The sequence below is a fragment of the Actinacidiphila rubida genome, from assembly GCF_900110255.1.
Classification (GTDB): domain Bacteria; phylum Actinomycetota; class Actinomycetes; order Streptomycetales; family Streptomycetaceae; genus Actinacidiphila; species Actinacidiphila rubida.
Genome location: NZ_FODD01000023.1, coordinates 83,509 through 109,998, shown reverse-complemented (window position 1 = coordinate 109,998; position 26,490 = coordinate 83,509). Strand labels below are relative to the sequence as shown.

Genomic DNA, 26,490 nt, shown 5'->3' with positions numbered 1-26,490 from the left:
CGCCCGACCCGCCGCCGGCCCCGTCGCCCCGGCCCCGCCGCCTCGGCCCCGCCGCCCCGGACCCGTCGGGGACCGTCCGCCGGGGCCCGGCCGGACAACCCGCCGGGCCCCCATGCCGCAAGCGCCAACCCGCCGCGCCCTCCTACGACTTGTCGGGACCGTACAGCGCCGCGACGTCCTGGGAGGTCGCCCACCTGCTGTACGTCGGCGACTGCGGCCACCCCTCGGGCGAGTCCTGCCACTCCTCCTGGCGTCCGTACGGCAGGAGGTCGATCAGCGGGAAGGTGTGGGTGAGCTGCTCGGTACCCCGGCCGTCGGTGTGCCACGTGCGGTACACCTTCTCGCCGTCGCGCAGGAAGACGTTCACGGCGAAGCCGCCGCCGGGCGGCGCCCCGACGTCGTCGCCGAACGGGCTGTTCGCGGTCGAGTACCAGTCCATGGCGTTGCCGACCCGCCGCTTGTAGGCGAGCGCCTCGCCGATCGGGCCCTGCGTCACGATGACGAACCGGGCGTCGTACCCGTCCAGGAACTCCAGACGCGTGAACTGGGCGGTGAACCCCGTGCACCCCGGGCACTGCCACTCCTTCCCGGGGAACCACATGTGGCTGTAGACGATCAACTGCCTCTTGCCTGCGAAGACGTCGGCGAGCCGCACCGGCCCGTCCGCGCCCTCCAGGGTGTAGCCGGGCATCTCGACCATCGGCAGGCGCCGGCGCTGCGCGGCGATGGCGTCGAGCTCCCGGGTCGCGGCCTTCTCCCGCGCCCGCAGTTCGTCGAGCCGGCTCTGCCAGGTGCCGGAGTCGACGACGGGCGGTAGGGCGTTGCTGCTGCTCATGGTCCCTCACTGATCACATCGGGGAGCGTGCACGTCCCCGGGTAGACCGCGCGGCCGCGCCGAACTCATCGGTCCGGGCCGTCCGTCCGCCCTCCGCGCCCCTCGGCCCCGCATGCCCTCCGCACCTCACCGGGCCACGGACACCCCGGTACACGCCCAGCCGCGCCCGCTCTACCCGCGGCAGCTGCCCCGCCCCGCGTCGCTTCGGCCCGAACAGCCCCTCACAGCAGGCGAGTTGGCGGTACAGCGCGGTGATCCGGCCCCGCCGGGCAGGGAAGGTCTTGACACGGGCGGGGGCGGGGGACCAGCCTATGGCAACGTTGTCAGGGCGCGGGAGCGTGCCCCCTCGGGAATGGAACGCCGCACATGCCGAACCAGCCGCCCCGCCCCTCCCGTCGCGCTGTCGTCAGCGCCGGCTCCTCGCTCCTCGCGGGGCTGGGGCTGGGCGTGGCACTGCCCGCCGCCGCGGCATCGGCGGCGTCCGCCGCGGAGCCGGCGCCGCCCGTGCCGGGGCGGCAGGAGCTCGCCGCCTACCGGCCGGTCGCCGTGTCGTCGACCGACTACGCGCCGACGCCGGGGGAGTTCGCCGTCGACACGCTCACCACGCCCGGGGTCAAGGGCTCGGGGTGGCGGGCCGCGGCAGGCGACCCGCAGTGGATCTCGGTGGACCTGCAGGCCCGGTGCCAGCTCGACGCGGTCCGCCTGACGTTCGAAGCGACGGCCGGCGACCCGGTGTTCGTGCCCTCCTCGAGCGGCAACCCGCGGGACAGCACCACCGGCCAGGAGATCCTGTCGAGCTGCGCGGTCGACTTCACCGTCGAGGCGTCCCTCGACCACACTTCGTGGACCACCCTCCACCGCACGACCTCAGGCACCGGGGGCGTCGTCGACATCGTCCTCGACCAGCCGGTCCCGGCCCGCTGGGTGCGGCTGACCGTGCGCAAGCGCTCCAACGCCAACCCCCTGGGCCTGAACGGCTTCGAGGTCTACGGCACACCGGGCGGCCACCGCCCGGACGCCACCGGCTGGACGGACTGGGGCACCCACGACCACCGGCCGCCCGCGCTCACCGTCGCCGCCGACGGCACCGTCCCGCTGGAGTCCGGCTGGACGCTGACGATGGACGACCGGGTCGAGGCCGACGGCGCCGCGCTGTCGGCGCCGGGCGTCGACACCAGCGCCTGGCTGCCCGCGACGGTGCCCGGCACGGTGCTGGCCACGCTGGTGGACCAGGGCCACCTGCCCGATCCGGTGGCCGGGTTCAACAACCTGCACGTCCCCGAGGCGCTGTCCCGCCACTCCTGGTGGTACCGGCGGGCGTTCACCGTGCCGGCGGCGCTGCGCACCGGGTCCGGCCGGCACGTGTGGCTGGAGCTGGACGGCGTCAACCACCAGGCGGACGTCTGGCTCAACGGCAAGCAGGCCGGGGGCCTGACGCACCCGTTCGCCCGCGCCGCCCTCGACGTGACCGGCCTGCTGGCCGCCGACGGCGAGCAGGCGCTGGCCGTGCGGATCACCCCCATGCCCTACCCGGGCAGCCCCGCCGACAAGGGCCCGGAGGGCCTGTCCTTCGTCGACGCCGGCGCGAACACGATGAACCGCAACTCCCCGACATACCTGGCCTCTTCGGGCTGGGACTGGATGCCCGCGGTCCGCGACCGGGCAGCCGGCATCTGGAACCACGTGCGGCTGCGGTCCACCGGCCACGCCGTCATCGGCGACCCGCGGGTCGACACGGCGCTGCCCGCGCTCCCCGACACCGGCACCGCCGAACTCACCGTCGTGGTCCCGGTCCGCAACGCCGACACCGCCGACCACGACGTCACCGTCACCGCCGCGTTCGACGGCGTGCGGGTCTCCCGCACCGTCACCGTCGCGGCAGGCGCGACCACGGACGTCACGTTCGCCCCCGACGCCTACGCGGCGCTGCGGATCCGCAACCCCCGCCTGTGGTGGCCCAACGGCTACGGCAGCCCCGAGCTGCACGACCTGACGCTCACCGCCGCCACCGGCGGTGCCGAGAGCGACCGGCGCACCACCCGCTTCGGCATCCGCCAGTTCGGCTACGAGTACGACACCCCGCTGCCGTTCGTCGCGACCGGCGACGCGTACACGCAGAGCGTGGACCTGGGCCCGCGACAGGCCCGCCACGTCAGGATCCGCTGCCTGACCCGCGCCACCGGCTGGGGCTCCTCGCTGTGGACGCTGTCCGTGCTGGACAGCGCGAACCCCGCCACCGACCTGGCCCTGCACCGGACCGCGACGTCGTCCTCCGTCGACGAGGACGACCACCAGCCCGGCAACGCCACCGACGGCGACGCCGGCACCCGCTGGTCGTCCTCCTTCGACGACGACCAGTGGATCGCGGTCGACCTCGGTGCGACGGTCTCCTTCGACCGGGTCGACCTGACGTGGGAGCAGGCGTACGCGCGCACCTACGTCGTGCAGGTCTCCGACGACGGCAGCACCTGGACCGACGCGAAGACCGTCGACAACTCCGCGGTTCCGCTGCCGTTCAACACCGGCGACGCGAGCCTGCAGACCGAGGACTTCGCCGCGCGGACCGCCCGCTACGTGCGCCTCCAGTGCCACAGCCGCGCCACCAGCTGGGGCAACTCGCTGTGGACGCTGTCCGTCCTGGACACCGCGGACCCCGGGACCGACCTGGCGCTCCACCAGGCGGTGACCGCCTCGACGCAGGACCCGTCGAACCCCGCCGCGAACGCCACCGACGGCAACACCGGCACCCGCTGGTCCTCCGACTACCTCGACGACCAGTGGATCCAGGTGGACCTCGGCACGTCGCGGACCTTCGACCGGCTGGTCGTCGTCTGGGAGGCGGCCTACCCGAAGACCTACACCATCCAGGTGTCCGACGACGGCTCCGCCTGGACGGACGTGAAGACCGTCGACAACGCGCCCGTCCCGCTGAAGATCAGCGTCAACGGCGTACGGGTGTTCTGCCGCGGCGGCAACTGGGGCTGGGACGAACTGCTGCGCAGGATGCCGGCCGCCCGCATGGACGCGGCCGTGCGCATGCACCGCGACATGAACTTCACGATGATCCGCAACTGGGTCGGCTGCAGCGACCGCGAGGAGTTCTTCGCCAGCTGCGACGAGCACGGGCTGCTGGTGTGGAACGACTTCCCGAACGCCTGGGGCATGGACCCGCCGGACCACCAGGCCTTCAACGACCAGGCCCGCGACACCGTGCTGCGCTACCGCATCCACCCGAGCGTGGTCGTGTGGTGCGGTGCCAACGAGGGCAACCCGCCGGCCGCCATCGACACCGGGATGCGCACCGCCGTCCAGCAGGAGGCCCCCGGCATCCTCTACCAGAACAACTCGGCCGGCGGGATCATCTCCGGCGGCGGCCCCTACGGCTGGGTGGAACCGCAGCGCTACTTCGACCCCGCCACCTACGGCAGCGGCAGCTTCGGCTTCCACACCGAGATCGGCATGCCCGTCGTCTCCACCGCCGAGAGCCTGCGCGCGATGCTGGAGGGCACCCCGGAGTGGCCGATCGGCGACGCCTGGTACTACCACGACTGGAGCACTCGCGGTAACCAGGCACCGCAGAACTACCTCGCGGCCGTCGAGGCCCGCCTGGACACCGTCCAGGACCTCGACGACCTGGCCCGCAAGGCCCAGTTCGTCAACTACGAGAACACGCGCGCCATGTTCGAGGCGTGGAACGCCCGCCTGTGGCAGGACGCCAGCGGCCTCATGCTGTGGATGTCCCACCCCGCGTGGCACAGCACCGTGTGGCAGACCTACGACTACGACTTCGACGTCAACGGCACCTACTACGGCGCCCGCAAGGCGTGCGAGGCCGTACACGTCCAGGCCGACTCCGTCGACTGGAACGTCGTCGCCGTCAACCACACCCCGCACGCGCTCAAGGGCGCGACCGTCACGGCACGGGTCTTCGACCTGACCGGGCGGCAGCTCGGCACGCCCCTGCGCACCACCCTGGACGTCGGCGCGTCCGCCACGGCCGCCGCGTTCACCGCGGGGTGGAGCAACGGCCTGCCCGGCCTGCACCTGCTCCGGCTGACGCTCCAGGACGCGGCGGGCGCGACGCTGTCGGAGAACACCTACTGGCGCTACCGCGCCACGGCCGACATGAAGGCGCTCAACAGCGCCGCGCAGGTGAAGGTCACCGCCGAACTCGGCAAGGTCACCGGGTCCGGCGACCGCCGCACCGCGACCGCGACCGTCCGCAACCGCGGCAACGCCGTCGCCGCCATGGTGCGGCTCTCCCTGCTGCACGGCACGACGGGCGAGCGGGTGCTGCCGACGCTGTACGGCGACAACTACCTGTGGCTGCTGCCCGGCGAGTCCCGCACGGTCACCCTGTCCTGGCCCGCGGCGGCCCTGACCGAGGGCCGGCCCGCGCTGCGCGTCGACGGCTACAACGTCCCGCGGACGGTGGCGCGGAGCTGACGACCCGCCACCACCCCCCGGCCCGCGGCGAGCGCCGCGGGCCCCCAGACCCGCCCCGGCGCCGGCCGCATACCCCGGCGCCGGGGCGGACCCACCGGCCGGTGTCCCCCCGGCGTCAGCGGCCGATGTCCTCCTCCCACAGATCGGGCCGGGCCGCGATGAAGTCCCGCATCAGCGCCACGCATTCGGGATCGTCGAGGACCGTCACCCGCACGCCGAACCCGGCCAGCCACTCGTGCCCGCCCTGGAAGGTACGCGCCTCGCCGATCACGACCGCGCCGATGCCGAACTGCCGCACCAGTCCCGAGCAGAACCAGCACGGCGACAGCGTCGTCACCATCGTCGTGTCGCCGTAGCCGCGCAGCCGTCCGGCGGCACGGAACGCCGACGTCTCTCCGTGCGCCGCCGGATCGCCGTCCTGCACACGCCGGTTGCGGCCCCGGCCGAGCAGCCGCCCGTCCGGGCCGAACAGCGCCGCTCCGACCGGCACGCCGCCCTCGGCGCGCCCGGTCCGCGCCTCCTCCAGGGCGACGGCCAGCATCGCCGCCGGGTCCAGTGCCGCCGCGGTGTCGTCCATGCCCCCACTGTCATGGCGGCCGACCCGGTCCGCAACGCCACCACGCCGCAGGGCGGGACGGCTTCAGGGCGCGACCGCGGTCGGTGGACGACCGCTTCGAGGTGCGACGGCCTTCAGGCCGTGCGGCTTCGGAGCATTCGCCAGGCAGGCGCTGTCAGAGGCGGTAGGCGCGCAGCGCGTTGTCCCGGCCGATCATCCGCACCACGCGCCGCGCGTCCGGCTCCGACCAGTCGCCCGCCGCCACCCATGCGCGCACCGTGCCCGCCGTCGCGCGGCGCCACAACGCGGCACCCAGGAAGTGCAGTTCGGCCGGACCCCAGGCGTCGGAGGAGTAGAGCAGCTTCGCGAACGGGGCCAGCTCCATCGACTCGGCGACCACCGCGGCCGCCCGCGCGCCCACATGGTTCACGGCGAGCCCCACGTCGCAGTACACCTGGTCGAACGCCTGCGCCAGATAGCCGGCCTCGCGATGGAACGGGTAGCAGTGCAGCAGCATCACCGGGACCGCGGCCACGCGGGGCTGCCGCAGCAGTCCGGTCAGCAGCAGCGGGTTGACCCGGTGGAGGTCCAGGTCGCGGTCGCCGAACCCGGTGTGGAACTGGATCGGCAGGCCGCGGTCCACCGCGCAGTGCACGGCGTGCCGCACCAGCACCGGATCGGCCAGCCGCGGCAGCGGCCCGGCCTCCGCCAGCCAGCGTGCGGCCGCCGCGCGCACCCGCTCGGGCTCCGGCCGGCTCCAGTCCAGGTCCAGGCCCGTCCGGTAGGCGGCCACGGTCTTCACCGCGACGGCGTCGCGCGTCGCGGCGTGCAGCAGCTCGCGGAACGCCTCCGGGTACGCGTCCGCGCCCGTTCCCTGGGCCGCCAGTTGCTCGGCGAGCGACTCCAGACGCACCACGGTGTGGCCCGTGCCGCCGGCCCGCTCGCCCAGCGCGCCGGGCGTCAGCAGCCGATCTCCCTGGTACCCGGTGTCCACCAGCCAGTGCTCCACGCCCGCCGCCGGCAGCAACCGCCCGGTGACCTCCCGCTCGCCGAGTTCGGCCCTGCGCCGCCAGTACGCGTCCGGAGAGGCGTGCGCGGGCAGGCCGAGCAGCGGCGCGCACCAGCGCCGTACCGCGAAGCCCAGTTGGGAGTCGAACGCGGACATCCACGACGGGACCGGGCCGTGCGGGCCCTCACGCAGGGACTCCTCGAACCCGGCGCGGTCCGGCGACGCGGCGAACGCGCCGTGCACATGGTGGTCGACCAGCCGCAGTCCTGGCAGCCACTCGTCGAGAAGCCGGTCGTCGTTCGTCCGGTCGTCGGGCAGTCCGGGGTCCGGGGTCAGGCCGTCTGGCGTCACGAGTGGTGTCCTTCCGCCGGGGCCGGGCGGGGGAGCGGACGGCGGGCTGCCGCGCGCCCGCTGTGGCGGGTCCTCACACCGACCAGGCGAACCGGAAACGGTCGGCGAGATCGCCGACACCCGTGTCGGCGTAGGCCGCCGCCTCGTGGCGGCGGACCGCCAGCAGCGCGGCCATCACCTCGTCGCCCAGGATCCGCCGCGCCGTGCCGGAGGCCGCCAGCGCGTCCAGCACCGCCGGCTGGTCCCGCGGCAGCAGCTCGGCGGAGGGGTCCTGCACCGGGTTCACCCGCACCTCCGGCGGCAGTTCCGCGCCCCGCGCGATTCCGTCCAGGGCCAGGCCCAGCAGGGCGGCCGTCGCCAGGTACACGTTCGCCGACGGGTCGACGCACTTCAGCTCCACGTTCGCGCCGTGCGGCGTGCCGCGGGTCGCCGCCACCAACCGCACCGCCGCCTCCCGGTTCTCCAGGCCCCAGCACGCGAACACCCCCGACCAGCGCCCGGGTCGGAGCCGCAGCGGGGACAGCGCCGACCCGGCGAACACCCCGAGGGTGCCCGGCAGTCCCCGCACGATCCCGGCGATCGCCGACGCGCCCTGCGGCGTCAGGCCGTGCGGCCCGGAGCCGCCCGACAGCAACGGCACGCCGTCCTGCTCCAGGGACAGATGCAGATGGGCGCCGTTGCCGGCACCACCGGCGAACGGCAGGGGGGAGAACGACGCCAGCAGGCCGTGCTCGCGGGCCACCCGGCAGATCACCAGCCGGCCCAGCACGACGCCGTCGGCCGACGCGAGCGGTTCCGCCGGTGCCAGCGACACCTCGAACTGCCCCGTCCCGTACTCCGCGTGGAGCTGCTCGACCGGCAGCCCGGCCTCCTCCAGGGCCTCCGTCAGATCGGCCGCGAAGCCGCCCCGCTCCATGACCGCGCCCAGCCCGTACGGCTGCCAGTGACGCTCGGGCAGCCGCGCCCCGTCGGGGCCGGTGAGCACGAACTCCAGCTCGTGGCCCACCGTCGCGGACAGCCCGGCGGCCTCGACAGCCGCCTGCACCCGGCGCAACTGGCCGCGCGCGCACGGCGCGTAGGGCTCGCCGTCCTGCCCGAAGAACTCCGCGGGCGCCCATGCGTACCCGCCGCCGACCACCCGCGCGGCCGTCAGGTCCGCCCGCAGCCGCAGGTCCCCGACGACGCCGAGGCGGTCGGTGAAGGCGATGGCGCCGTCCGCGCAGAAGACGTTCCAGGACGGGGACGCCCCCATGCCCGCCACGTGGAACGCCGCCGCCCGGCGCAGCGGCACGGTCTTCGCGCGGGCCACGCCCGCCATGTCCACCACCGAACCGACCAGCACCCGGACGCCGTTGCCGGTGAGATCCGCCAGGCGCGCCGTCAGTTCGGCGCCGGTCAGCACGGGCATGGGATCGGTGAGCGGCACGCGGGGGCCTCCTGTCCGGGGCGAGCAAGACCTCCGCGCACGCTAGCGGACGGGGCGCCGGACCCGAAGCCACGCGCGCGCACGGGTGATCGCCGAGGCCGATCAGGTCCCCGGTCTCCGACCTCCGAAGCCACGCGCGCGCACGCGTCATCGCCCGACCCGCGTGGCCCACCGCGCACGCGGCGCCGTGATCCGCCCGTCCCCGCCCCGCCACGACCCGGCGGTCAGTGCCAGGGGAGCCGCGAGCGGTGCGTCCAGTACGCGGCCGGAGGTTCGGCGAGGGCCGCCAGGTCGTCGAGCTGGACCGGTGACAGGTGGACGTCGGCGGCGCGGAGGTTCGAGGTCAGCTGGGCCGTGGTGGCGGCGCCGGAGAGCACGACGTCGGCCCACGGCTGGTGCAGCGCGGCGGCCAGGGCGACGGCGTCGCGGGAGGTGCCGGTGGCCTCCACGAGGGGGAGGAGGACCCGGTCGAGATCCGGATCGGGCACCGCCAGGCGGCCGTTGGCGACACCCTCCTTGACCATGACCGTGCAGCCCGCCGCGTGCGCCTCGGCCAGCGCCGGCCCCGCAGACGGCTCCAGCGGGTTCCAGGTCGCCTGCACGCTGCGGAACAGCGGCCGCCCGTCCACCTCGACGGCCAGCGCCGCCCTGATCGCCTCGCCCTGTCCCGGCCCGCTCACCGACACCCCCACGGTGACGCCCGTCGCGGCCAGTTCGGCGAGCCTGCGGTGCAGCTCCGTGTCCGTCAGGGCCGGGCTGTCCGGCGTCAGCGAGTGGATCTGGTAGACGTCCAGGTGGTCGCCGAGCAGGGCGCGGGTCTCCGCGATCTGCCGCTCGTACGTCGCGACGCCGTGGTCCTTGATCTCGTGGGCCTCCGCGTGCACGTGCCAGTCCGCGGTGTAGGTGTAGCCCCACTTGCTGGAGACCACCAGCCCCGGCCGGTCGCCCACGTCGTGGAGCCAGTCCGCGAGGAACTCCTCGGCCCGCCCGTAGGAGCGGGCGGCGTCGACGCGGCGGACACCGCTCGCGTAGGCCAGGTCGAGGAGTTCGTGGACCCGCTGCCGCAGCGCGTCCACACTGCGGTCCTGCGGCAGGTCGCGGTCGCGGCCCAGCGTGATGTAGCCGGGCCGGCCGACCGCGGCCAGGCCCAGGCCGATCCGGCGGACCGCGGGCGGGGTGGGCGTGGGTGCGGACACGGGTCGGCTCCTCGGGTCGTGCGCATCCGCCGCGGCCGGCGGGGCGCGCCCCGCCGGCCGCGGACGAGGTGCGCGGGCGGTCGGTCCTGCGGTGATCACCGTAGCCCGGCCGCCCGCCGATCCCCGGCAGGCGGTGCGCCCGCGACACCGCCGCCCGTCACACCGCCGCCCGTCACGTCCCGGGGCTCACGTCCCGGGTGTCAGGTCCCGACGGTCGTGCTGATCTGCCCGGCGCCGCTGGACTGCAGCCACTGCGACCAGCTCAGGTTGTAGTCGGCGTAGCCGTTGCTGCCGGCCGCCTTGCCGCGCGGGGAGCCGGTGATGGTGACCGGGTCGCCCTGCCGGGCCCAGGTGTAGAACCACTTCGCGTTCGCCAGCGACAGGTGGACGCAGCCGTGCGAGCCGTTGCCGTGCCCGGGCTGCGGGTCGCCGGTCGAGTAGTGGATGTACGTGCCGGACGTCGTCAGGTGGACGTCCCAGGGCAGCGTCAGGTCGTAGTAGTTGGGGCTCTTCTTGTCGCAGCTGATACCGACGCTGCACGAGGTCATCCGGACCTTCGCCTGCTTGTCGATGACCGCCATGGTGCCGTCCCAGGACGGCCAGTCCGGGCTGCCGGCGTCGATCGGCATGGTCTTGACCACCTTGCCGCCGCGGGTGACCCGCATCGTGTGGCCCGGCACGTCCACCGTCGCCTCGTCGTCGTCGCCGACGGTGAACGAGTGCCGGTAGTCGTGGACGCCGACCCGGCCGTGGCCGTTCGGCACGTTCGTCATGGCCGCGTCCAGGGACACCTTGGTGCCGGCCTTCCAGTAGCCCTGCGGCCGGAAGTCGACCCGGCTGTCGCTGAACCAGTGCCACGCGCCCGTCACCGGCACCGACGTGGTGATCTTCAGGTGCTGCTCGATGCCGGCGCGTGCCGACGTCGCCACCGCGTCGGTGAAGACCACCGAGATCGGCATCGCCACCCCGACCGTGGTTCCGGTCAACGGTGTGATGGTGTCCAGCAGCATCGGTGGCGGCGCCGGCCTGGTGGTGGTCGGAGCGGGCTTCGCGGTCGCCGACGGCGTCCCCGACGCGCCCGCACCGGGCTTCGAGTCGGCGGAGGTCGAACCCCCGCCGCCGCACGCGCTGGTGGCGGCGAGCACCGCCCCCGTCACCAGAGCGATCGCTATGCCTGTCTTGCCGCGCCCCATGTCCGCACTCCCCACCATGTCACTGCTTCAGCCTGCTCCACCCTAAGGGGACTCGTATCCCATCACGGCGGTTGCACGCACCACGTAAAGGCTGTCCCAGGTCGCAGGCCCGCGACGTCCGCTCTAGTGACACGAAGGAGTGCGGTTGCTTCAATGCCGCAAGCGCTTACCGTCCCGGTGAATGGAGCCTGAGCCGTGCACATATCGCGTCGCGCCCTGCTGTCCGCCGTCCCCGCCGCAACGCTGCTGGCCCTGGTGCCGCCCCTGCGGGCACGCGCCGCCGAACCGGCCTCGGCGGAACCGGCCGACGCCGCCGGGGACCGCGCGGGCCTGCTCGCGAACACCACCGCGATCTTCGCCGGCACCTCGGAGTCCAACGCCCGCCCCGAGGCCGCCTCGAAGATCGCGGCCGTCGTGTCGACGGCCCGCGGCCATCTCGCCGCCATGGACGCCGCGTCCGGCCCCTCCGAACTGTTCCACGGCGTCACCCTCGGCACCAGCGACCCCAACCTCAGCACCTCCTTCCAGTACCTGTACGAGACGGCGCTGGCCACCCGCACTCCGGGCGCCGCCGACCTCTACGGCAGCACCGCGGTGCAGACGCGCGTCGCCGACGGCCTGGCCTGGCTCTACGACCACTTCTACGGCGACCAGGCCCAGGGCTACTACGGCAACTGGTTCACCTGGGAGATCGGCATCTCCACCTACGTCAGCAGGACCCTCGTCCTGCTCGACGACGTCCTCACCGCCGGCCACCCCGGCCTGGCCGCCACCTACGTCGCCGCCATGGACGCCTACCTGCGCAACGGCAAGGACGGCGACGTCGACCTGGACTCCCGCTTCCACACCGGTGCCAACCTCGCCGACATCACCACCAACCGCGTCCTCCAGGGCGCGGTGCTCGGCGACGACGCCAGGATCGCCAAGGCCCTCGCCGACCAGCTGACCGTGTACGCGGCCGTCGACCCGTACGACCTCCAGCACGGAGTCACCGACGGCTTCTACGCCGACGGCTCCTTCATCCAGCACGCCTCCGTCGCCTACACCGGCTCCTACGGCAGCGGCCTGCTCTCCCGCATCGTGCAGACGATCAAGATGCTCGACGGCACCGGCTACACGCAGAGCCGCGAACTCGTCGGCGTCGTCCAGGGCTGGGTCTCCGGCGCGTTCGCCCCGCTGATCTTCGAGGGCTGGATGATGGAGATCGTCAAGGGCCGCGCGATATCCCGCACCACCACCGGGTACGCCGACGTCGCCGCGATCGTCGAAGCCGTCGTCGACCTCACCGGCTACGCCACCGGCGCCGACGCCGGCGCGCTCGCCGGATACGTCAAGTACGTCCGCCAGACCTCCCGCAGCGCCCCCGACCCGGCCAAGTTCACCTCCCCGATCAGCGTCGTCCGCTACGCCGACCTCCTCGCCGACACCGCGACGCCCGCCCGGGACCTCAACGCACCCGCCCAGCACACCGCGTTCACCGCCATGGACCGCAGCGTCCACCGCCGACCGGGCTACGCCTTCGCCCTGTCCCGCAGCTCCACCCGGATCAGCGGCTACGAGTACATGAGCGGCGAGAACCTGCTGCCCTGGTTCCAGGGCGCCGGCGCCCACTACCTGTACCTGGCCGGCCAGGACCAGACCCAGGCGTTCGGCATCGACCACGTCACCACCGTGTCGCCCTACGCCCTCGGCGGCGTCACGGCGCCCGTCGAGACCAGGAGGTCCGTCCCCGACCTCTACGGCACCGCCTGGTACGACAACCCCGCGCTCGGCTTCACCTCCTCGTCGGTGTCGCAGAACACCTACGTCTACTTCCCGCTGTCCACCAACGCGTACTCCGGCGGCGCCCGGCTCGGCGCCTACGGCAGTGCCGGCTACGTGCAGTCCGACGACGTCGCGTACACCGCCCGGCAGGCCGGCCTGCTCCCCGCCGACTTCGTCGCCTACCGCAACGCCGACGCCACCAAGTCGTGGTTCATGCTCGACGACGAGATCGTGGTGCTCGCCGCGGGCGTCGGCGACAGCGCCGGACGGGCCGTGACCACCACCCTGGACACCCGCATCGCCGGCCCCTCCGACACCGTCGCGCTCACCGGGCGCCTGCGGGGCGGCGCCGCCTGGTCCGGCACCGGCACCGGCCCGCTGGAGTGGCTGCGTTACGAGGACGCGGCCCAGGGCGTCGCCGTCGGCTACGCGTTCCTCGACGGCCCCGACCCCGCGGTGGCCCTGCAGACCGTCAGCCGCAGCCGCCGCGTGGTCCGCACCTCCAACCCCGACACCACCGCCACCAAGCAGGTCTTCTCCGTCACCGTCGCCCAGGCGGCGGGGGCGCCGCACACCGCCCTGGCGTACGCGCTCGTCCCGCACGCCACCGAGGACGCCCTCGCCCGCTACTCCTGCGGGCCGCTCTCCGTGATCGCCAACACCGTGCGGCTGCAGGCCGTGCGCCACAGCGGGCTGGGGCTGCTCGCAGCCAACGCCTTCACCGAGGGCACCCACCACGCGGACCGGCTGACCCTGGACGGTCCCGCGTCCGTCATCGTCCGCGAGGAGGCCGACGGCACCACGTCGATCGCCGTCGCCGACCCGACGACCGGCCGCGACACCGTCACCGTCCTGCTCCACGGACGCGCGCTGCGTGCGGTGTCCGCCGACGGCGGCGTCACCGTCAGCCGGGTGCCGGGCGGCACCCGCGTCGAGGTCACGACCCGGCACGCGTACGGGCGGAGCTTCGAGACCGTGCTGCGCTGAGCCGCCCGCCCGGCCGCCACCGGGCCGCCCGCTCGCTTGCCGCCCGGCGGCGGCCCGCGCCTGGCGGCCGGACGGGCCCGGGATGCGGGATGCCCGGGCCCATGGCGTGATGGTCTACATGGCGAAAGAGACCGTGGCCGAACAGTTCGTCGACGTGCTCGTCCGGGCCGGCGTGCAGCGCCTCTACGGGGTGGTGGGCGACAGCCTCAACCCCGTGGTGGACGCCGTGCGCCGCAACCGGTCCCTCGAATGGGTGCACGTGCGGCACGAGGAGACCGCGGCGTTCGCGGCCGGCGCCGAGGCGCAGCTCACCGGCCGGCTGGCCGCCTGCGCCGGGTCCTGCGGCCCCGGCAACCTGCACCTGATCAACGGGCTGTACGACGCGCACCGCTCGATGGCCCCGGTGCTCGCCCTCGCCTCGCACATCCCCAGCAGCGAGATCGGCACCGGCTACTTCCAGGAGACCCACCCCGACCAGCTGTTCCGGGAATGCAGCCACTACAGCGAGCTGATCTCCAACGCCGGCCAGATGCCGCGCGTCCTGCGGATCGCGATCCAGCACGCGGTGGGCCAGGGGGGCGTGTCCGTCGTCGCGCTCCCCGGCGACATCGCCGCGCAGACCGCCCCGCGCAGCGCCGCCGAGCACGCCATGGTCTCCCGCCGCCCCCAGGTCCGGCCCGGCGACGCGGAGATCGACGAGTTCGCCGACCTGGTCGACGCCGCCGGCCGGGTCACGCTCTTCTGCGGCAGCGGCACCGCCGGCGCCCACGACGAGGTGATGGCCTTCGCGGAACGCGTCAAGGCACCCGTCGGCCACGCCCTGCGCGGCAAGGAGTGGATCCAGTACGACAACCCGTACGACGTCGGCATGAGCGGCCTGCTCGGCTACGGCGCCGCGTACGAGGCGATGCACGAGTGCGACCTGCTGGTCCTGCTCGGCACCGACTTTCCCTACCAGAGCTTCCTGCCCACGGACGTGCGGATCGTCCAGGTCGACGTGCGGCCCGAGCGGCTGGGCCGCCGCTCCCGCCTCGACCTGGCCGTGTGGGGCGACGTCGCCGAGACGCTGCGCTGCCTGACGCCCAAGGTACGGCCCAAGAGCGACCGCAAGTTCCTCGACCGCATGCTGAAGAAGCACAGCGACGCCCTGGACGGCGTGGTCAAGGCCTACACCCGCAAGGTCGACAAGCACACGCCGATCCACCCCGAGTACGTCGCGTCCGTGCTCGACGACGTCGCCGACGACGACGCGGTGTTCACCGTGGACACCGGCATGTGCAACGTGTGGGCGGCCCGCTACCTCACGCCCAACGGCAGACGCCGGGTCATCGGCTCCTTCTCGCACGGCTCGATGGCCAACGCCCTCCCGCAGGCCATCGGCGCCCAGTTCACCGACCGCCGCCGCCAGGTGATCTCGATGTCGGGCGACGGCGGTTTCAGCATGCTCATGGGCGACTTCCTGACCCTCGTGCAGTACGACCTCCCGGTGAAGGTCGTGCTGTTCAACAACTCCTCGCTCGGCATGGTCGAGCTGGAGATGATGGTCGAGGGGCTGCCCGCGTTCGGCACCACCAACCGCAACCCGGACTTCGCGGCCCTCGCGCGGGCCGCGGGCGCGTACGGCGTCCGCGTCGAGAAGCCGAAGGACCTGCGCGGCGCGCTCAAGGACGCGTTCCGTCACCGGGGCCCCGCCCTCGTCGACGTCGTCACCGACCCGCACGCCCTGTCCATCCCCCCGAAGATCACCGGCGAGCAGATCGGCGGATTCGCCCTCTCCATGGGCCGCACCGTTCTCGACGGAGGTGTCGGCAAGATGGTGCAGCTCGCCCGGGCGAACCTTCGCAACGTCCCCCGCCCGTAGCTCCGCTCGTCCGTTTTTCACCCACCCGCCCGTCCGCACCTGACGGAAAAGGGCAGGGGGCACCCCCGGACGGAGTCTGGGGGAGGGTGGGCGGGTGGGGGGAAAACGGAAAGAGCTGACGCGGGCGCGGGCCGTCAGACCAGTTCCGGCTGGAGCCGGCGCCGGAGCTGCGGCCCGGGCAGCGGATCGTCCTGGTTCGCTGTCCGCACGAAGTCGTAGATGACGGAGCCCGTCGCGAACAGGAGCAGGGGGCCGAAGAGCCAGGGGTGCGCGGCCATCTGCCCGGGCAGGTAGCGGTAGGACACCAGCATCACGGCGAAGACGCCCGTGCCGTGGGCGACCAGGAGGATGCCCGGGCGGTCCCAGCCGCGGTCGTGGGCGCGCAGCCCGCCTTCGATCGTGAGGGCGAACACCGCTCCGGCGACCAGGTCGACGCCGTAGTGGTAGCCGAACCCGAGGGTCGCGCCGAGGGTGGCGACCAGCCAGAACGTGCCCGCGTAGCGCAGGAGGCGGGGGCCCGTGCGGGAGTGGATGAAGATCGCCGTCGCCCACGCCGTGTGGAGGCTCGGCATGCAGTTGCGCGGGGTGATCGCGTCGAACGGCAGCGGTCGCAGCGCGCCGAGCGGCGGCGTCGTGTCCGGCCAGAACGTGGCGACCGCCCAGTGCCCGCCGTCGGCGCCGTAGGCGAAGACCGGCCCGACGGTGGGGAAGAGCATGTAGATGCCCGGTCCGAGCAGGCCGATGAGCAGGAACGTGCGGACCAGGTGGTGGCGCGGGAAGCGGCGCTCCACCGACACGTTGCGCAGCTGGTACAGGGTGACGGCCACCGCGGCCACGGCCAGCTGGATGTAGACGTAGTCGAGCAGGTGGGTGCCGACCGGGCCGCTCGCCCGGACGAGCCGGCCGACCAGCCACGACGGGTTGCCGAGGGCGTGGTCCGCGGCTTCCGTGTAGGGGTCGAACACCGCCGGGCGCGCCTTGGAGGTGATCAGTAGCCACGCGTCCCCGGTCTTGCGCCCGGTCACGAGCACCAGCGCGAGGCCGACGCCCTTGAGCCTCAGGGTGAGGTCCCGGCCTGTGAGCCGGACGAGGGCGTGCAGCGCGCAGCCCAGGACGACCCAGAGGGCGCCGTTGCCGAAGGTCGGCCCCGCGCCGACCGCCAGCCGCACCACCAGGAACACGACGTCGATGCCGAGCGCGGCCCCGAGGGCGAGGAAGCGCTGCCGCCAGGTGAGCACCACCATCATCAGGCCCAGGCTGGCGTACAGCAGGGCACCGGACTTGGGGGCGAACACCACTTCCTGCGCCTGGGTGGTGATCGGTCCGGGCAGGCCGTAGTGGCGCGCGGCGATCTCCATCGTGACGAGGAACACGAGGGCCACCGCGGAGACGGCGGCCCACAGCATCACCCGCGGCTGGCGCAGTGCGGAGAGCGATATTCGGGTTGTTCTGCGCGAGGTCACCCGTGAGGTAAGAGATATCAACAGCTCGGTCGTCTGGTGAGTTTTCCGCCGGCTCGGCCCCTCGGGACCGCGCACGCGCGCGGGCGCGAGAGCGGCGTCCCTCAGGTCAGAGCCTGGGAAAGATTGAGTTTTCCTGTCCTATATGCCCCGATAATTCCAAGCCTTTGAGGCGTCAAGGACTACCCAAAAGGCAACCGGCCGTTCATGTCAAATGCATTAGGCATGGTCATGACGGGGAATAGTGCCCTCCGCATGAGTCCCGGGAGTGGCGGATCCGGTGCCCGGCCGCCTCGCGCGGTGGCGCCAGTCGTGACGCGCGGGTGTCATGCTCGGGCGTCGCGGGGTCCCGCGGTGAACTCCCGTACGGTGCCGGTGCGTCAGGTCAGGTGAGGACCAGGCGCTGGTGTCCGTCGATGAGTTCGCGGACCGCGTCGAGGTGGCCCGCGTGGCACGCCGTCTCCGTGATGACGTGGAGCAGGACCTCGCGCAGGGTGTGGTGGAACCGGGGGCCGAAGAGGTCGGTCGGCCACCACGCGGGCGGGGTGTCCGCGGACGCGGCCGCGATGACGGCGTCGGCGAGGGCCGCCTCCCGCCGGTAGAGCGCGAGGACGTCCGCGGCGGGGACGCCGGCTCCGACCTCCCACGGCTCCTCGTGCTCGCTCGTCGCCCACGCGATGACGTCGGCCTCGCCGGCGACGACCCCGCGGAACCAGAACTGCTCGACGTCCAGCGCCAGATGGCGGACCAGGCCGAGACAGTTCCACCCGGAGGGCAGTACCGGCCGGCGCAGCGCCTCGTCGTCCAGGCCGTCGAGAATCGACAGGACGTGCCGCCGCTGCGAGGCCAGGCTCTTGAGCAGGGCGGTGACCTCGGGGCCGGGTTCCGGCTGCGGCATCGTTTCCTCCAGGGGCGGGGGCCGGGCCATTCTGCACCGCGGCGCGCCCGTTGTCACTCGCCGGCCGGGCCCGCGGCCCGGCGAATCTCCAACCTGTGCTCGCTTACAGGCTCTTGACACCCGCGAGCCCTTCGGGAAAACATCGTAAGCCGAATCTTGACAACGTTGTCGGGCTGGAAGGGCGGAAATAGTGTCAGACAGAACCTCGCGGCGGCCGGGCCGTACGCGCCGCAGGCGCGGCGGGATCGCCACGGCCGTTGCGGCGGCGACCGCGCTGCTGGGACTGGGCTTCGGGGCCGCGCCGGCCTCGGCCGGGACCCCGGGCAGCGCCGCCGGCGACCCCGCGTCGTACGTCAACCCGCTGATCGGGACGTCCAACGCCGGGAACACCTACCCCGGCGCCGTCACCCCGTTCGGCATGCTCGCCTGGAGTCCGCAGAACTCCACCGGCAAGCAGGTGTCCACCCCCGCCCCCGGCGGGTACCGCTACGACGCCACGAAGATCCGCGGGTTCAGCCTCACGCACCTCAACGGCGTGGGCTGCTCGGGCGCCAACGGCGACATCCCGATCATGCCGTACGTCGGCGACGTCGACTCGTCGCCGACCTCCGACACCGGCGACGCCAAGTACACCAGCACCTTCTCGCACGCCAACGAGACGGCCCAGGCGGGCTACTACAAGGTCGCGCTGGACAGCGGCGCGAGCGCGGAGCTCACCACCACCGCGCGCACCGGCACCGGTGAGTTCGGCTTCCCGGCCGACAAGCCCGCGAGCATGCTGTTCCGCACCTCCAACTCCGAGAGCGGCAGCACCGCCGCGGACGTCGCGGTCGACGCGGCCGCCCACACCGTCACCGGCTCGGTGAGCGCGGGCAACTTCTGCGGCCCGCAGAGCGCCAACAACCGGCACGACGTCTACACCCTGTACTTCACCGCGCACTTCGACTCACCGTTCGCCAAGGTCGGCACCTGGACCGACGGCACGCTGAACGCCGGGTCGACCACCGCCTCCGGCGGCACCGGCTACTCCTCCGGCGGCGGCCCGGTCGCCGGCAAGGGCTCCGGCGCGTACGTGACGTTCGCCCCCGGCACGCAGCACGTGCAGGCCAAGGTCGCGATCAGCTACGTCAGCGCGGACAACGCCGAGGCCAACCTGCGGGCGGAGAACCCGCCGTCGCGCTCCTTCGCCTCGGTGCGCGCCCAAGCCGCCGACGCGTGGAACAGCGACCTCGGCCGCATCCAGATCGGCGGCGGCACCGACGACCAGCGCAGCACCTTCTACACCGCGCTGTACCACTCGATGCTCGAACCGACCCTCACCAGCGACGTCGACGGCCGGTACCTCGGCGGCGACCGCACGGTCCACCACGTCGAGCGCGGCCAGCACGCGCAGTACGGCACCTTCTCCGGCTGGGACCAGTACCGCGCCCAGGTGCAGTTGCTGACCCTGCTGCAGCCCGGCGTCGGCAGCGACTACGCCCAGTCCCTGTTCAACTACGCCGGCCAGCGCGGCGGCGAGTGGGACCGCTGGCTGCTGGAGAACGGCAAGACGAGCATCATGTCCGGCGACCCGTCGGACGCCGCGCTCGCCGGCATCTACGCCTTCGGCGGGCGGAACTTCGACGTCAAGGGCGCCCTCGACTCGCTGGTGAAGGCGGCCACCGTGCCGACCGCCAACGACTCGGACAGCGCGGGCTGCAACGTGGAGTGCGTGGGCCAGCGCCCCGCCCTCGACAAGTACCTGCAGCTCGGCTACGTGCCGGCCGACAACTGCCACTGCTGGGCCGGCGCCGCCGAGACCCTCGAGGACGCGGCAGCCGACTTCGGCATCTCCGAACTCGCCGGGCAGGTCGGAAACCACACGGTGCAGCAGCAGTTCCGCGACCGCGCCGGCAACTGGACGAACGTCTTCGACCCCAACGCCACCGCGCAGGGCGGCTACATGCGTGACCGCAAGAGCGACGGCACATGGGCGGGCGCGACGTTCAGCCCGGCCACCGGCAGCGGATTCGTCGAAGGCACCAGCGCCCGCTACACGTGGATGGTGTACTCCGACATCGCCGGCCTGTCGCAGGCGATGGGCGGCGACAAGGCCGCGATCTCCCGGCTCGACGACTTCTTCCACGGATCCGACGGAGCCTTCGACTTCTCCGCCAACGACCCGACGAAGTACGACCCGACCAACGAGCCCGACATCAACGCGCCCTACCTGTACGACTACTTCGGCGCGCCCTACAAGACCCAGGCGACCGTCCGCGCCGAGACCGACGGCCTGTGGACCAACACCCCCGGCGGCATCCCGGGCAACGACGACGCCGGCACCATGTCCTCGTGGTACGTCTTCTCCGCGCTCGGCATGTACCCGCAGGTGCCCAGCCGCGCCGACCTGGTGCTGTCCGCGCCGGTCTTCCCGCACGCGGTGATCCACACCGGGCTCGGCAAGACCATCACGGTCAACGCCCCCGGCGCTTCCACCAGCAACATCTACGTGCAGGGTCTGCGCACCGACGGCCACACCTCGCAGCAGCCCTGGGTCCCCGCGTCGTTCGCCACGCACGGCGGCACCCTGGACTTCACCCTCGGCAGCACCCCGAACACCTCGTGGGGCGCCGCCGCCAAGGACGCGCCGCCGTCCTACCGCCAGGGCGAGGCGCCGTTCTTCGCGGCCACCGCGCCCGGCCAGGTGAAGATCGAGCCGGGCCACTCCGCGGACAGCGCGCTGAAGCTCTCGACGCTGCGCGACGAGAAGACCGGTGTGCGGTGGAGCGCCGCGGCGCCCGACGGCATCACCGTGTCGCCGGCGTCCGGCCAGGCGACCGTGCCCGCCGGCGGCAGCACCTCCGTGCCGCTGACCGTGTCGGCCGCGGCCGGCACCAAGGCCGGCGTGTACACGGTGCCGCTCACCCTGAAGTCCGCCGACGGCACCTCCGTTCCCCAGGCATGGCTCTCGGTCACGGTCGGCGTACGCGGCACCCTCACCTGGTACGTCAACAACGCCGGCATCTCGGCCGACGACACCAGCCCCGCGGCCGACTTCGACGGCGGCGGCTGGAGCTACTCGGCCAAGGCCCTCGCCGCGGCCGGGGCGACACCGGGCGGCACGATCTCCTCGGGCGGCTTCGACTTCACATGGCCGCAGGTCACCCCCGGCGCACCCGACAACGTCCAGGTCGGAGGCGGTGACCAGGTGCTGGACGTCAGCGCCTCCGCGCAGGGCGCCACCCGGCTGAGCCTGCTGGGCAGCGCCAGCGACGGTCCCAGCAGCGGCACCGTCACCCTGACGTACACCGACGGCACCACGCAGCAGGCCCAGATCGGCTTCAGCGACTGGACCCTGGGCGGCGGTACCGACCAGCCCTCGTTCGGCAACACCGTGGCCGTGCACACGACGTACCGCGACGTGATGGGCGGCAGCGTGGACCCGGTGGGCACCGAGGTCTTCGCGACCGCGCCGATCACGCTGGAGTCCGGCAAGCAGCTGGCGAGCGTGACGCTGCCCGCCACCACCGACGGCGGTGACATGCACGTGTTCGCGGTGGCCACCGCCTGAGACGGCGACCCCCGCGGCACACCTGCCGCAGCACGCACCGGGGCGCCCCCGGACCGGCCGACCGGCCGGTCCGGGGGCGCCCCCGCGTGCTCAGCCGCGCAGCGTGCTCGTGGTCAGGCCCGCCTCGGCCCCGCCCGGCGCGCCCTGGAGGACCACGCCGCCGGCCTTGCCGCCGCCCTTGCCGGTCAGGCCGCCCGGGAGCGGCGGGAGCGCGGGCGGTGCGGGGCAGTCCTTGCCGACCTTGGCCCCGGGAACGCGCTTGCCGTTCACGTAGACCTTGCCGTCCACCACCTTGACGGTGATCCGCACCGGCTTCTGCCCGGGGTCGGGCAGCGGCAGCCCCTTGCCCTGCTTCGGCAGCGGCAGCGTCCCCGGCCCACCCGGCGTGCCCGGCTTCGCGCCGCCCGGAGCCCGGATGACGGAGCAGACGACGACGGGTCCGCTGCTCGGCTTCCCCACTCGCGTCAGCACCGGCGCGGAGCCGGCGCCGACCGAGGTCACGGCGGTCGTGGAGGCACCGGACGCCGCCCGCGACGCCACCGATGCCACCGCACCGGACGACGCCGCCGAGTCCGGCGTGGACGCACCGCTGGACGACGCCGCCACCACGCCGGTCAGGCCGAGACCGGCGGTGAGGACGGCGCCCACCAGGATCCTGTTGCTCTTCATGCTGGGTCACTCCCGTTGATGGACCAGCCATCGATCGGTTGCCGCAGATCGGACGATCTGACGCCCCGCAGCGTCGCCGGGCGCGGCTGAAGGCAGACTGAAGAGCCCGTGGTGGATCTTCATGTTCGCCTTAGGTACGGGCGTGCACCCTGACGGCGTGCGGATACTCGTGGTGGAGGACGAACACCGGCTGGCCGAACTCCTCAGGGACGGCCTGAACCGGGAGGGCTTCGCGGTCGACCTCGCCCATGACGGGCTCGAGGGACTGTGGATGGCGACCGAGCAGCCCTACGACGTCATCGTCCTCGACGTCATGCTCCCGGGCCTGCACGGCTACGGGGTGTGCGCGCGGCTGCGCGAAGCAGGGAACTGGACACCCCTCCTCATGCTCACCGCGAAGGACGGCGAGTACGACGAGGCCGAGGCGCTGGACACCGGAGCCGACGACTACCTCAGCAAACCGTTCTCCTACGTCGTGCTGCTCGCCCGGCTGCGGGCCCTGGTGCGGCGCGGCGCCCGGGAACGGCCCGCGGTCCTGGCCGTGGGCGACCTGCGGGTCGACCCCGCGGGCCTGCGCTGCAGCCGGGGCGACGTGCGGATCCCGCTGACGCCCAAGGAGTTCGCGATCCTGCACTGCCTGGCCCGGCGCGCCGGCGAGGTGGTGCCCAAGTCCGAACTGCTCGCCCGCGCCTGGGACTTCGCCTTCGACGGCGACTCCAACGTGGTGGAGGTCTACATCAGCGCCCTGCGCCGCAAGATCGACAGGCCGTTCGGCCGCACCACGCTCACCACCGTCCGCGGTGCCGGCTACCGGCTGGAGGCCTGACATGGGAGTGCGCCTGCGCACCACGCTCACCGCGACCGCGGCCGTCGCGGTGGCCCTGTGCCTCGCCTCGTTCGCACTGTTCGCCGCGCTCGACGCCAGCCTCGCCGCGTCCACGAAGGAGTCGGCGCTGCAGGACGCGCGGGACCGGGCCGCCGCGGAGCTCAGGGCCGCCGGCGGCGCCCCGGCACCGGGGACCGGCGTCGGCGTGGCCGGGCCGCCCGCCCTCGTGACGGTCGGGGGCGGCGGTCCCGGCGCTCCGCCCGGACCCGGCGGCGGACCCGTCACCTCCCAGCGCGGGGGCGGGCGGATCGTCGTCACCCAGGTCGTGACCACCCGCCAGGGCTCCGTCACCGTCAAGGGCACGGCCTCGCTCGCACCGGCCCGCGCCGCGATGAACACCCTCACCGACGTCCTGCTGCCGGGGGTTCCCGCCCTGCTCGGCCTCGTCGCCCTCCTCACCTGGCTGGCCGTCGGCCGGGTGCTGCGGCCGGTCTCCGCCATACGGGCCAAGCTCGCCGACATCACCGCGCACGACCTCCACGAGCGGGTCCCGGAACCACCCACCCGCGACGAGGTCGCCGCGCTGGCCCGTACCGTCAACGCGACCCTCGACCGGCTGAGCACCGCGGTCGCCGCGCACCGGCAGTTCGTCGCCGACGCCGCCCACGAACTGCGCAGCCCCATGGCGATCCTGCGCACCCGCCTCGAACTCGCCGCACCCGCCGAGAAGGCCCTGGCCGGCGACGCGCTCGACGACGTCGCGCGGCTCCAGTCCCTGACGTCCGACCTGCTGCTGCTGGCCCGGCTCGACGCCCGCGAGCCGCTGCGGGCACGCGAGGTGGACCTCGCCCAGGTCACGGCGGAGGAGGCGGCCCGCCCGCGGCCGCGGCCGGAGGTGACGGTCGCCCTCGACGTGACACCGGACGTGCCCGTGCACGGATCGCCCGAGCACCTGAGAAGGCTCGTGGCGAACCTCGTCGACAACGCGGTCCGGCACGCCGCCGCCTCCGTCACCGTCCGCCTCGACGTCCGCGGCGGGCGGGCCGTCCTCGACGTCACCGACGACGGTCCCGGCATCCCGGCCGAGCACCACACGACCGTCTTCGACCGCTTCGCGCGCCTCGACCAGGCCCGGCCCCGGGACACCGGAGGATCGGGCCTGGGCCTGCCCATCGCCCGGGACATCGCCTCCGCCCACGCGGGCTCGCTCCTCGTCGTGCCCCACTCCGGCGGTGCCCGCCTGCGGGCCGCGTTCCCGCTGGCGGCGCGGCCCGCACTCACCGTCCGGTGAGCGCGGGCCCCCTGCCGGTGCCGTCCGTCAGGCGTACGTGCGGCCGGCGAACCGCCGCTCGAAGCCGTCGCCGACGTCGGCGGTCACCGTGTAGTCGTACTGGCCGTCGGCGGCCGGTGCCAGGGTGACCGTCCGGGTGCCGCCGGCCGCCACGGTGACGGTGGAGCCGCCGGTGCCGGTGTAAGCGTTCGCGCCGACGGTGAATACCGCTGCCACCGAACCGGAGTTGGTGAGCGTGAGCACCAGCGACAGCGGGGCCGCCGGGGCGATGGACAGCGCCGCCTCCGGGTGCGCCTTCGTGGTGCTCGTCCAGGTGCGGACGTCGCCCTTGAAGCCGCGCAGGTACCCGTCAGGACCGTGCAGGTCGAAGTCGTACAGGCCGCCGCCGTACGTCTGCGCGCTGAAGTAGTCCGAGACGGAGCCGCCGGCCGCCAGCGTGTACCGCCAGTTGTCGTACGTGCGGTAGTTCACGGTGTACGCCGCGAAGCCGCCGCCGAGGGCACCGGTGCCGACCGTCTTGAACCAGATCCGCCCGGTGGACGTGTCGGTCCACGACGTGGTGTCGAAGAAGTAGCCGAGCTTCCGCGCCGGGCGGCTGCCCGGCTCCTGCACCGGCGCCACCGGAGTGGCCGGGGGAGCGGCGTCCGGCAGGGAGTTCTCCGCGTCGCACGCCGCCACCAGGGCGGCGGTGTCGGGCAGCGACGGGAACGTGGTGTTCTTGGTCGTGAAGTCGAAGGCCGACATCAGGTCGCCGCACACCGTCCGCCGCCACGCGGAGATGTTGGTCTCCTTCACGCCCGTCCAGTTCTCCAGGAACCGCAGCGGCGACGTGTGGTCCGCGACCTGCGAGTTGACGTAACCGCCGCGGCTCCAGGGCGAGATGACGATCATCGGGACGCGCGGGCCCAGGCCGATCGGCGCGCCGGACACGAACTCGTCCGCGGTGCCGGCCGGCGGAACCGGCGGTGCGACGTGGTCGAAGAACCCGTCGTTCTCGTCGAAGTTGAGGAAGACCACCGTCTTCGCCCACACCGCCGGGTTCGCGGCGAGGGAGTTGAGGACGTACCGAGCGGTGTAGTCCGCGCCGTAGGCCGGCGGGTAGTCCGGGTGCTCGCTCTGCGAGGCCGGGGCCACCACCCAACTCACCGCGGGCAGCGTGCCGGCCGCCACGTCGGCGTTGAACGCGTCGGCCGAACGGCGCTGCATGCCGTTCACGTACAGCGACGACGTCGTCGACGCCTTCTGGAAGTTCCTGAACCACGCGAGCGGGTTGTCGTCGTAGTTGTCCTGCTGCTGGTACACCCGCCACGAGATGCCGGCCGCCTCCAGCCGCTCGGCGTACGTGGTCCAGCTGTAGCCCTTCTCGGAGTTGTCGGTCACCGGGCCGCCGCCCTTGCCCGCCGGGTCGATCGTGCCGGTCCACTGGTACAGGCGGTTGGGGTTCGTCGGGCCCTGCACCGAGCAGAAGTACTGGTCGCAGACCGTGAACGCCTCGGCCAGCGCGAACTGGAACGGGATGTCGGCGCGCTGGTAGTAGCCCATCGCGTAGGAACTCTTCGCCGGCACCCAGTTGTTGTACTGGCCGCCGTTCCACGCGCTGTGCGTGCCCGACCAGCCGTGGTCCAGGTCCCGGACCCGCTGCGCGTCGGTGGTCGCGGTGTCCAGGTGCCACGGCAGCACGAGGTTGCCGCCCGTCGGGCCGAGCGTGGTCTGGTGCAGCACGTCGGAGTTGCTCGGGAAACGCAGCTTCGACCGGTCGCCGTAGCCCCGGACGCCCTTGAGCGTCCCGAAGTAGTGGTCGAAGGAACGGTTCTCCTGCATGAAGATCACGACGTGCTCGACGTCGTCCAGCGTGCCGGCCGGCGACGCGGCCGCCATCGCCTGCTGGATGTCGAAGGGCAGCGCACCGACAGCGGCGGCGACGGACGTTCCTGCGGCGGCGCCGAGAAAACCACGGCGGGACAGAGGCGTCAACTCAACTCCTCGGAAGACGGGGAGGTGCATGGTCGACCCGCATTCAAGTCACCCCGTGCGACCCCCACGCCACAACCGCCCCCGCCCGGCGTGACGTTCGGGTGCCCGCCGCATGACAATCGTGCCAAGGACACGTCAAGTCTGCCACCCGCGCCGAGCTGCGGGCAGCGGGCTGCGCCCGCGGTTGCGGGGACGCGT

The 26,490-nt window shown here is 73.2% G+C and carries 16 protein-coding genes; 6 read left to right on the top strand and 10 right to left on the bottom strand.

All coding sequences use genetic code 11. The annotated features are described in order from the left end of the window. Window positions 1-142 precede the first annotated feature (142 nt). The gene (locus tag BMW99_RS22985; RefSeq protein WP_075017443.1) at window positions 143-835 is read right to left on the bottom strand and encodes a DUF899 domain-containing protein; all 693 of its coding nucleotides are present in this window, start codon (window positions 833-835) and stop codon (window positions 143-145) included. 366 nt (window positions 836-1,201) lie between these two features. Between BMW99_RS22985 and BMW99_RS22980 the strand changes: the two genes are divergently transcribed. Further along, a complete protein-coding gene (locus BMW99_RS22980; protein WP_075017442.1) occupies window positions 1,202-5,281 on the top strand; it encodes a discoidin domain-containing protein in 4,080 nt (1,359 codons plus the stop codon). Window positions 5,282-5,396: 115 nt separating this feature from the next. Here BMW99_RS22980 and BMW99_RS22975 read toward each other — a convergent pair whose 3' ends face one another. From BMW99_RS22975 to BMW99_RS22955, 5 genes are all read right to left on the bottom strand, one after another. Next, window positions 5,397-5,858 (bottom strand): nucleoside deaminase, encoded by a 462-nt coding sequence (locus BMW99_RS22975; RefSeq protein ID WP_075017441.1) that lies wholly within the window; start codon window positions 5,856-5,858, stop codon window positions 5,397-5,399. A 154-nt stretch (window positions 5,859-6,012) separates the two neighbouring features. Further along, window positions 6,013-7,197, bottom strand: coding sequence for an amidohydrolase family protein (locus BMW99_RS22970; RefSeq protein WP_245791591.1), 1,185 nt, complete (start codon window positions 7,195-7,197; stop codon window positions 6,013-6,015). Between the two features lie 73 nt (window positions 7,198-7,270). Beyond that, window positions 7,271-8,623 (bottom strand): type I glutamate--ammonia ligase, encoded by a 1,353-nt coding sequence (locus BMW99_RS22965; RefSeq protein ID WP_218108478.1) that lies wholly within the window; start codon window positions 8,621-8,623, stop codon window positions 7,271-7,273. 224 nt (window positions 8,624-8,847) lie between these two features. Further along, window positions 8,848-9,819 (bottom strand): aldo/keto reductase, encoded by a 972-nt coding sequence (locus tag BMW99_RS22960; protein WP_069465989.1) that lies wholly within the window; start codon window positions 9,817-9,819, stop codon window positions 8,848-8,850. A 200-nt stretch (window positions 9,820-10,019) separates the two neighbouring features. Then, window positions 10,020-11,012, bottom strand: a complete 993-nt coding sequence (locus BMW99_RS22955) for a L,D-transpeptidase (RefSeq protein ID WP_075017440.1) — start codon at window positions 11,010-11,012, stop codon at window positions 10,020-10,022. A gap of 195 nt (window positions 11,013-11,207) precedes the next feature. On the opposite strand from BMW99_RS22955, the gene BMW99_RS22950 reads away from it, so the two are divergent. Beyond that, window positions 11,208-13,763 carry a polysaccharide lyase family 8 super-sandwich domain-containing protein gene (locus tag BMW99_RS22950; protein ID WP_069465391.1) on the top strand — a complete coding sequence of 852 codons (2,556 nt, stop codon included), beginning with the start codon at window positions 11,208-11,210 and terminating at the stop codon, window positions 13,761-13,763. 118 nt (window positions 13,764-13,881) lie between these two features. Beyond that, entirely contained in the window at window positions 13,882-15,624 is a 1,743-nt protein-coding gene (locus BMW99_RS22945; RefSeq protein ID WP_075017463.1) for a pyruvate dehydrogenase, read from the top strand. Window positions 15,625-15,758: 134 nt separating this feature from the next. Here the strand turns inward: BMW99_RS22945 and BMW99_RS22940 are convergent, their stop codons facing one another. Beyond that, window positions 15,759-17,030 carry a phosphatase PAP2 family protein gene (locus BMW99_RS22940; protein ID WP_069464987.1) on the bottom strand — a complete coding sequence of 424 codons (1,272 nt, stop codon included), beginning with the start codon at window positions 17,028-17,030 and terminating at the stop codon, window positions 15,759-15,761. Window positions 17,031-17,469: 439 nt separating this feature from the next. Continuing rightward, window positions 17,470-17,982, bottom strand: coding sequence for a DinB family protein (locus tag BMW99_RS22935; RefSeq protein ID WP_069464988.1), 513 nt, complete (start codon window positions 17,980-17,982; stop codon window positions 17,470-17,472). Window positions 17,983-18,226: 244 nt separating this feature from the next. Between BMW99_RS22935 and BMW99_RS22930 the strand changes: the two genes are divergently transcribed. Further along, window positions 18,227-21,532 carry a GH92 family glycosyl hydrolase gene (locus tag BMW99_RS22930; protein ID WP_075017462.1) on the top strand — a complete coding sequence of 1,102 codons (3,306 nt, stop codon included), beginning with the start codon at window positions 18,227-18,229 and terminating at the stop codon, window positions 21,530-21,532. A 90-nt stretch (window positions 21,533-21,622) separates the two neighbouring features. Here the strand turns inward: BMW99_RS22930 and BMW99_RS22925 are convergent, their stop codons facing one another. Then, entirely contained in the window at window positions 21,623-22,201 is a 579-nt protein-coding gene (locus tag BMW99_RS22925; protein ID WP_069467154.1) for a hypothetical protein, read from the bottom strand. A 157-nt stretch (window positions 22,202-22,358) separates the two neighbouring features. On the opposite strand from BMW99_RS22925, the gene BMW99_RS22920 reads away from it, so the two are divergent. Together BMW99_RS22920 and BMW99_RS22915 are read left to right on the top strand one after the other, a co-directional pair. Then, window positions 22,359-23,027, top strand: a complete 669-nt coding sequence (locus BMW99_RS22920; protein ID WP_069467156.1) for a response regulator transcription factor — start codon at window positions 22,359-22,361, stop codon at window positions 23,025-23,027. 1 nt (window position 23,028) lies between these two features. Further along, a complete protein-coding gene (locus BMW99_RS22915; RefSeq protein WP_075017439.1) occupies window positions 23,029-24,318 on the top strand; it encodes a sensor histidine kinase in 1,290 nt (429 codons plus the stop codon). A 27-nt stretch (window positions 24,319-24,345) separates the two neighbouring features. Here BMW99_RS22915 and BMW99_RS22910 read toward each other — a convergent pair whose 3' ends face one another. Next, on the bottom strand, window positions 24,346-26,292 hold the full coding sequence (locus BMW99_RS22910; protein WP_075017438.1) for a phosphocholine-specific phospholipase C: 1,947 nt from the start codon (window positions 26,290-26,292) through the stop codon (window positions 24,346-24,348). Window positions 26,293-26,490: the final 198 nt, after the last annotated feature.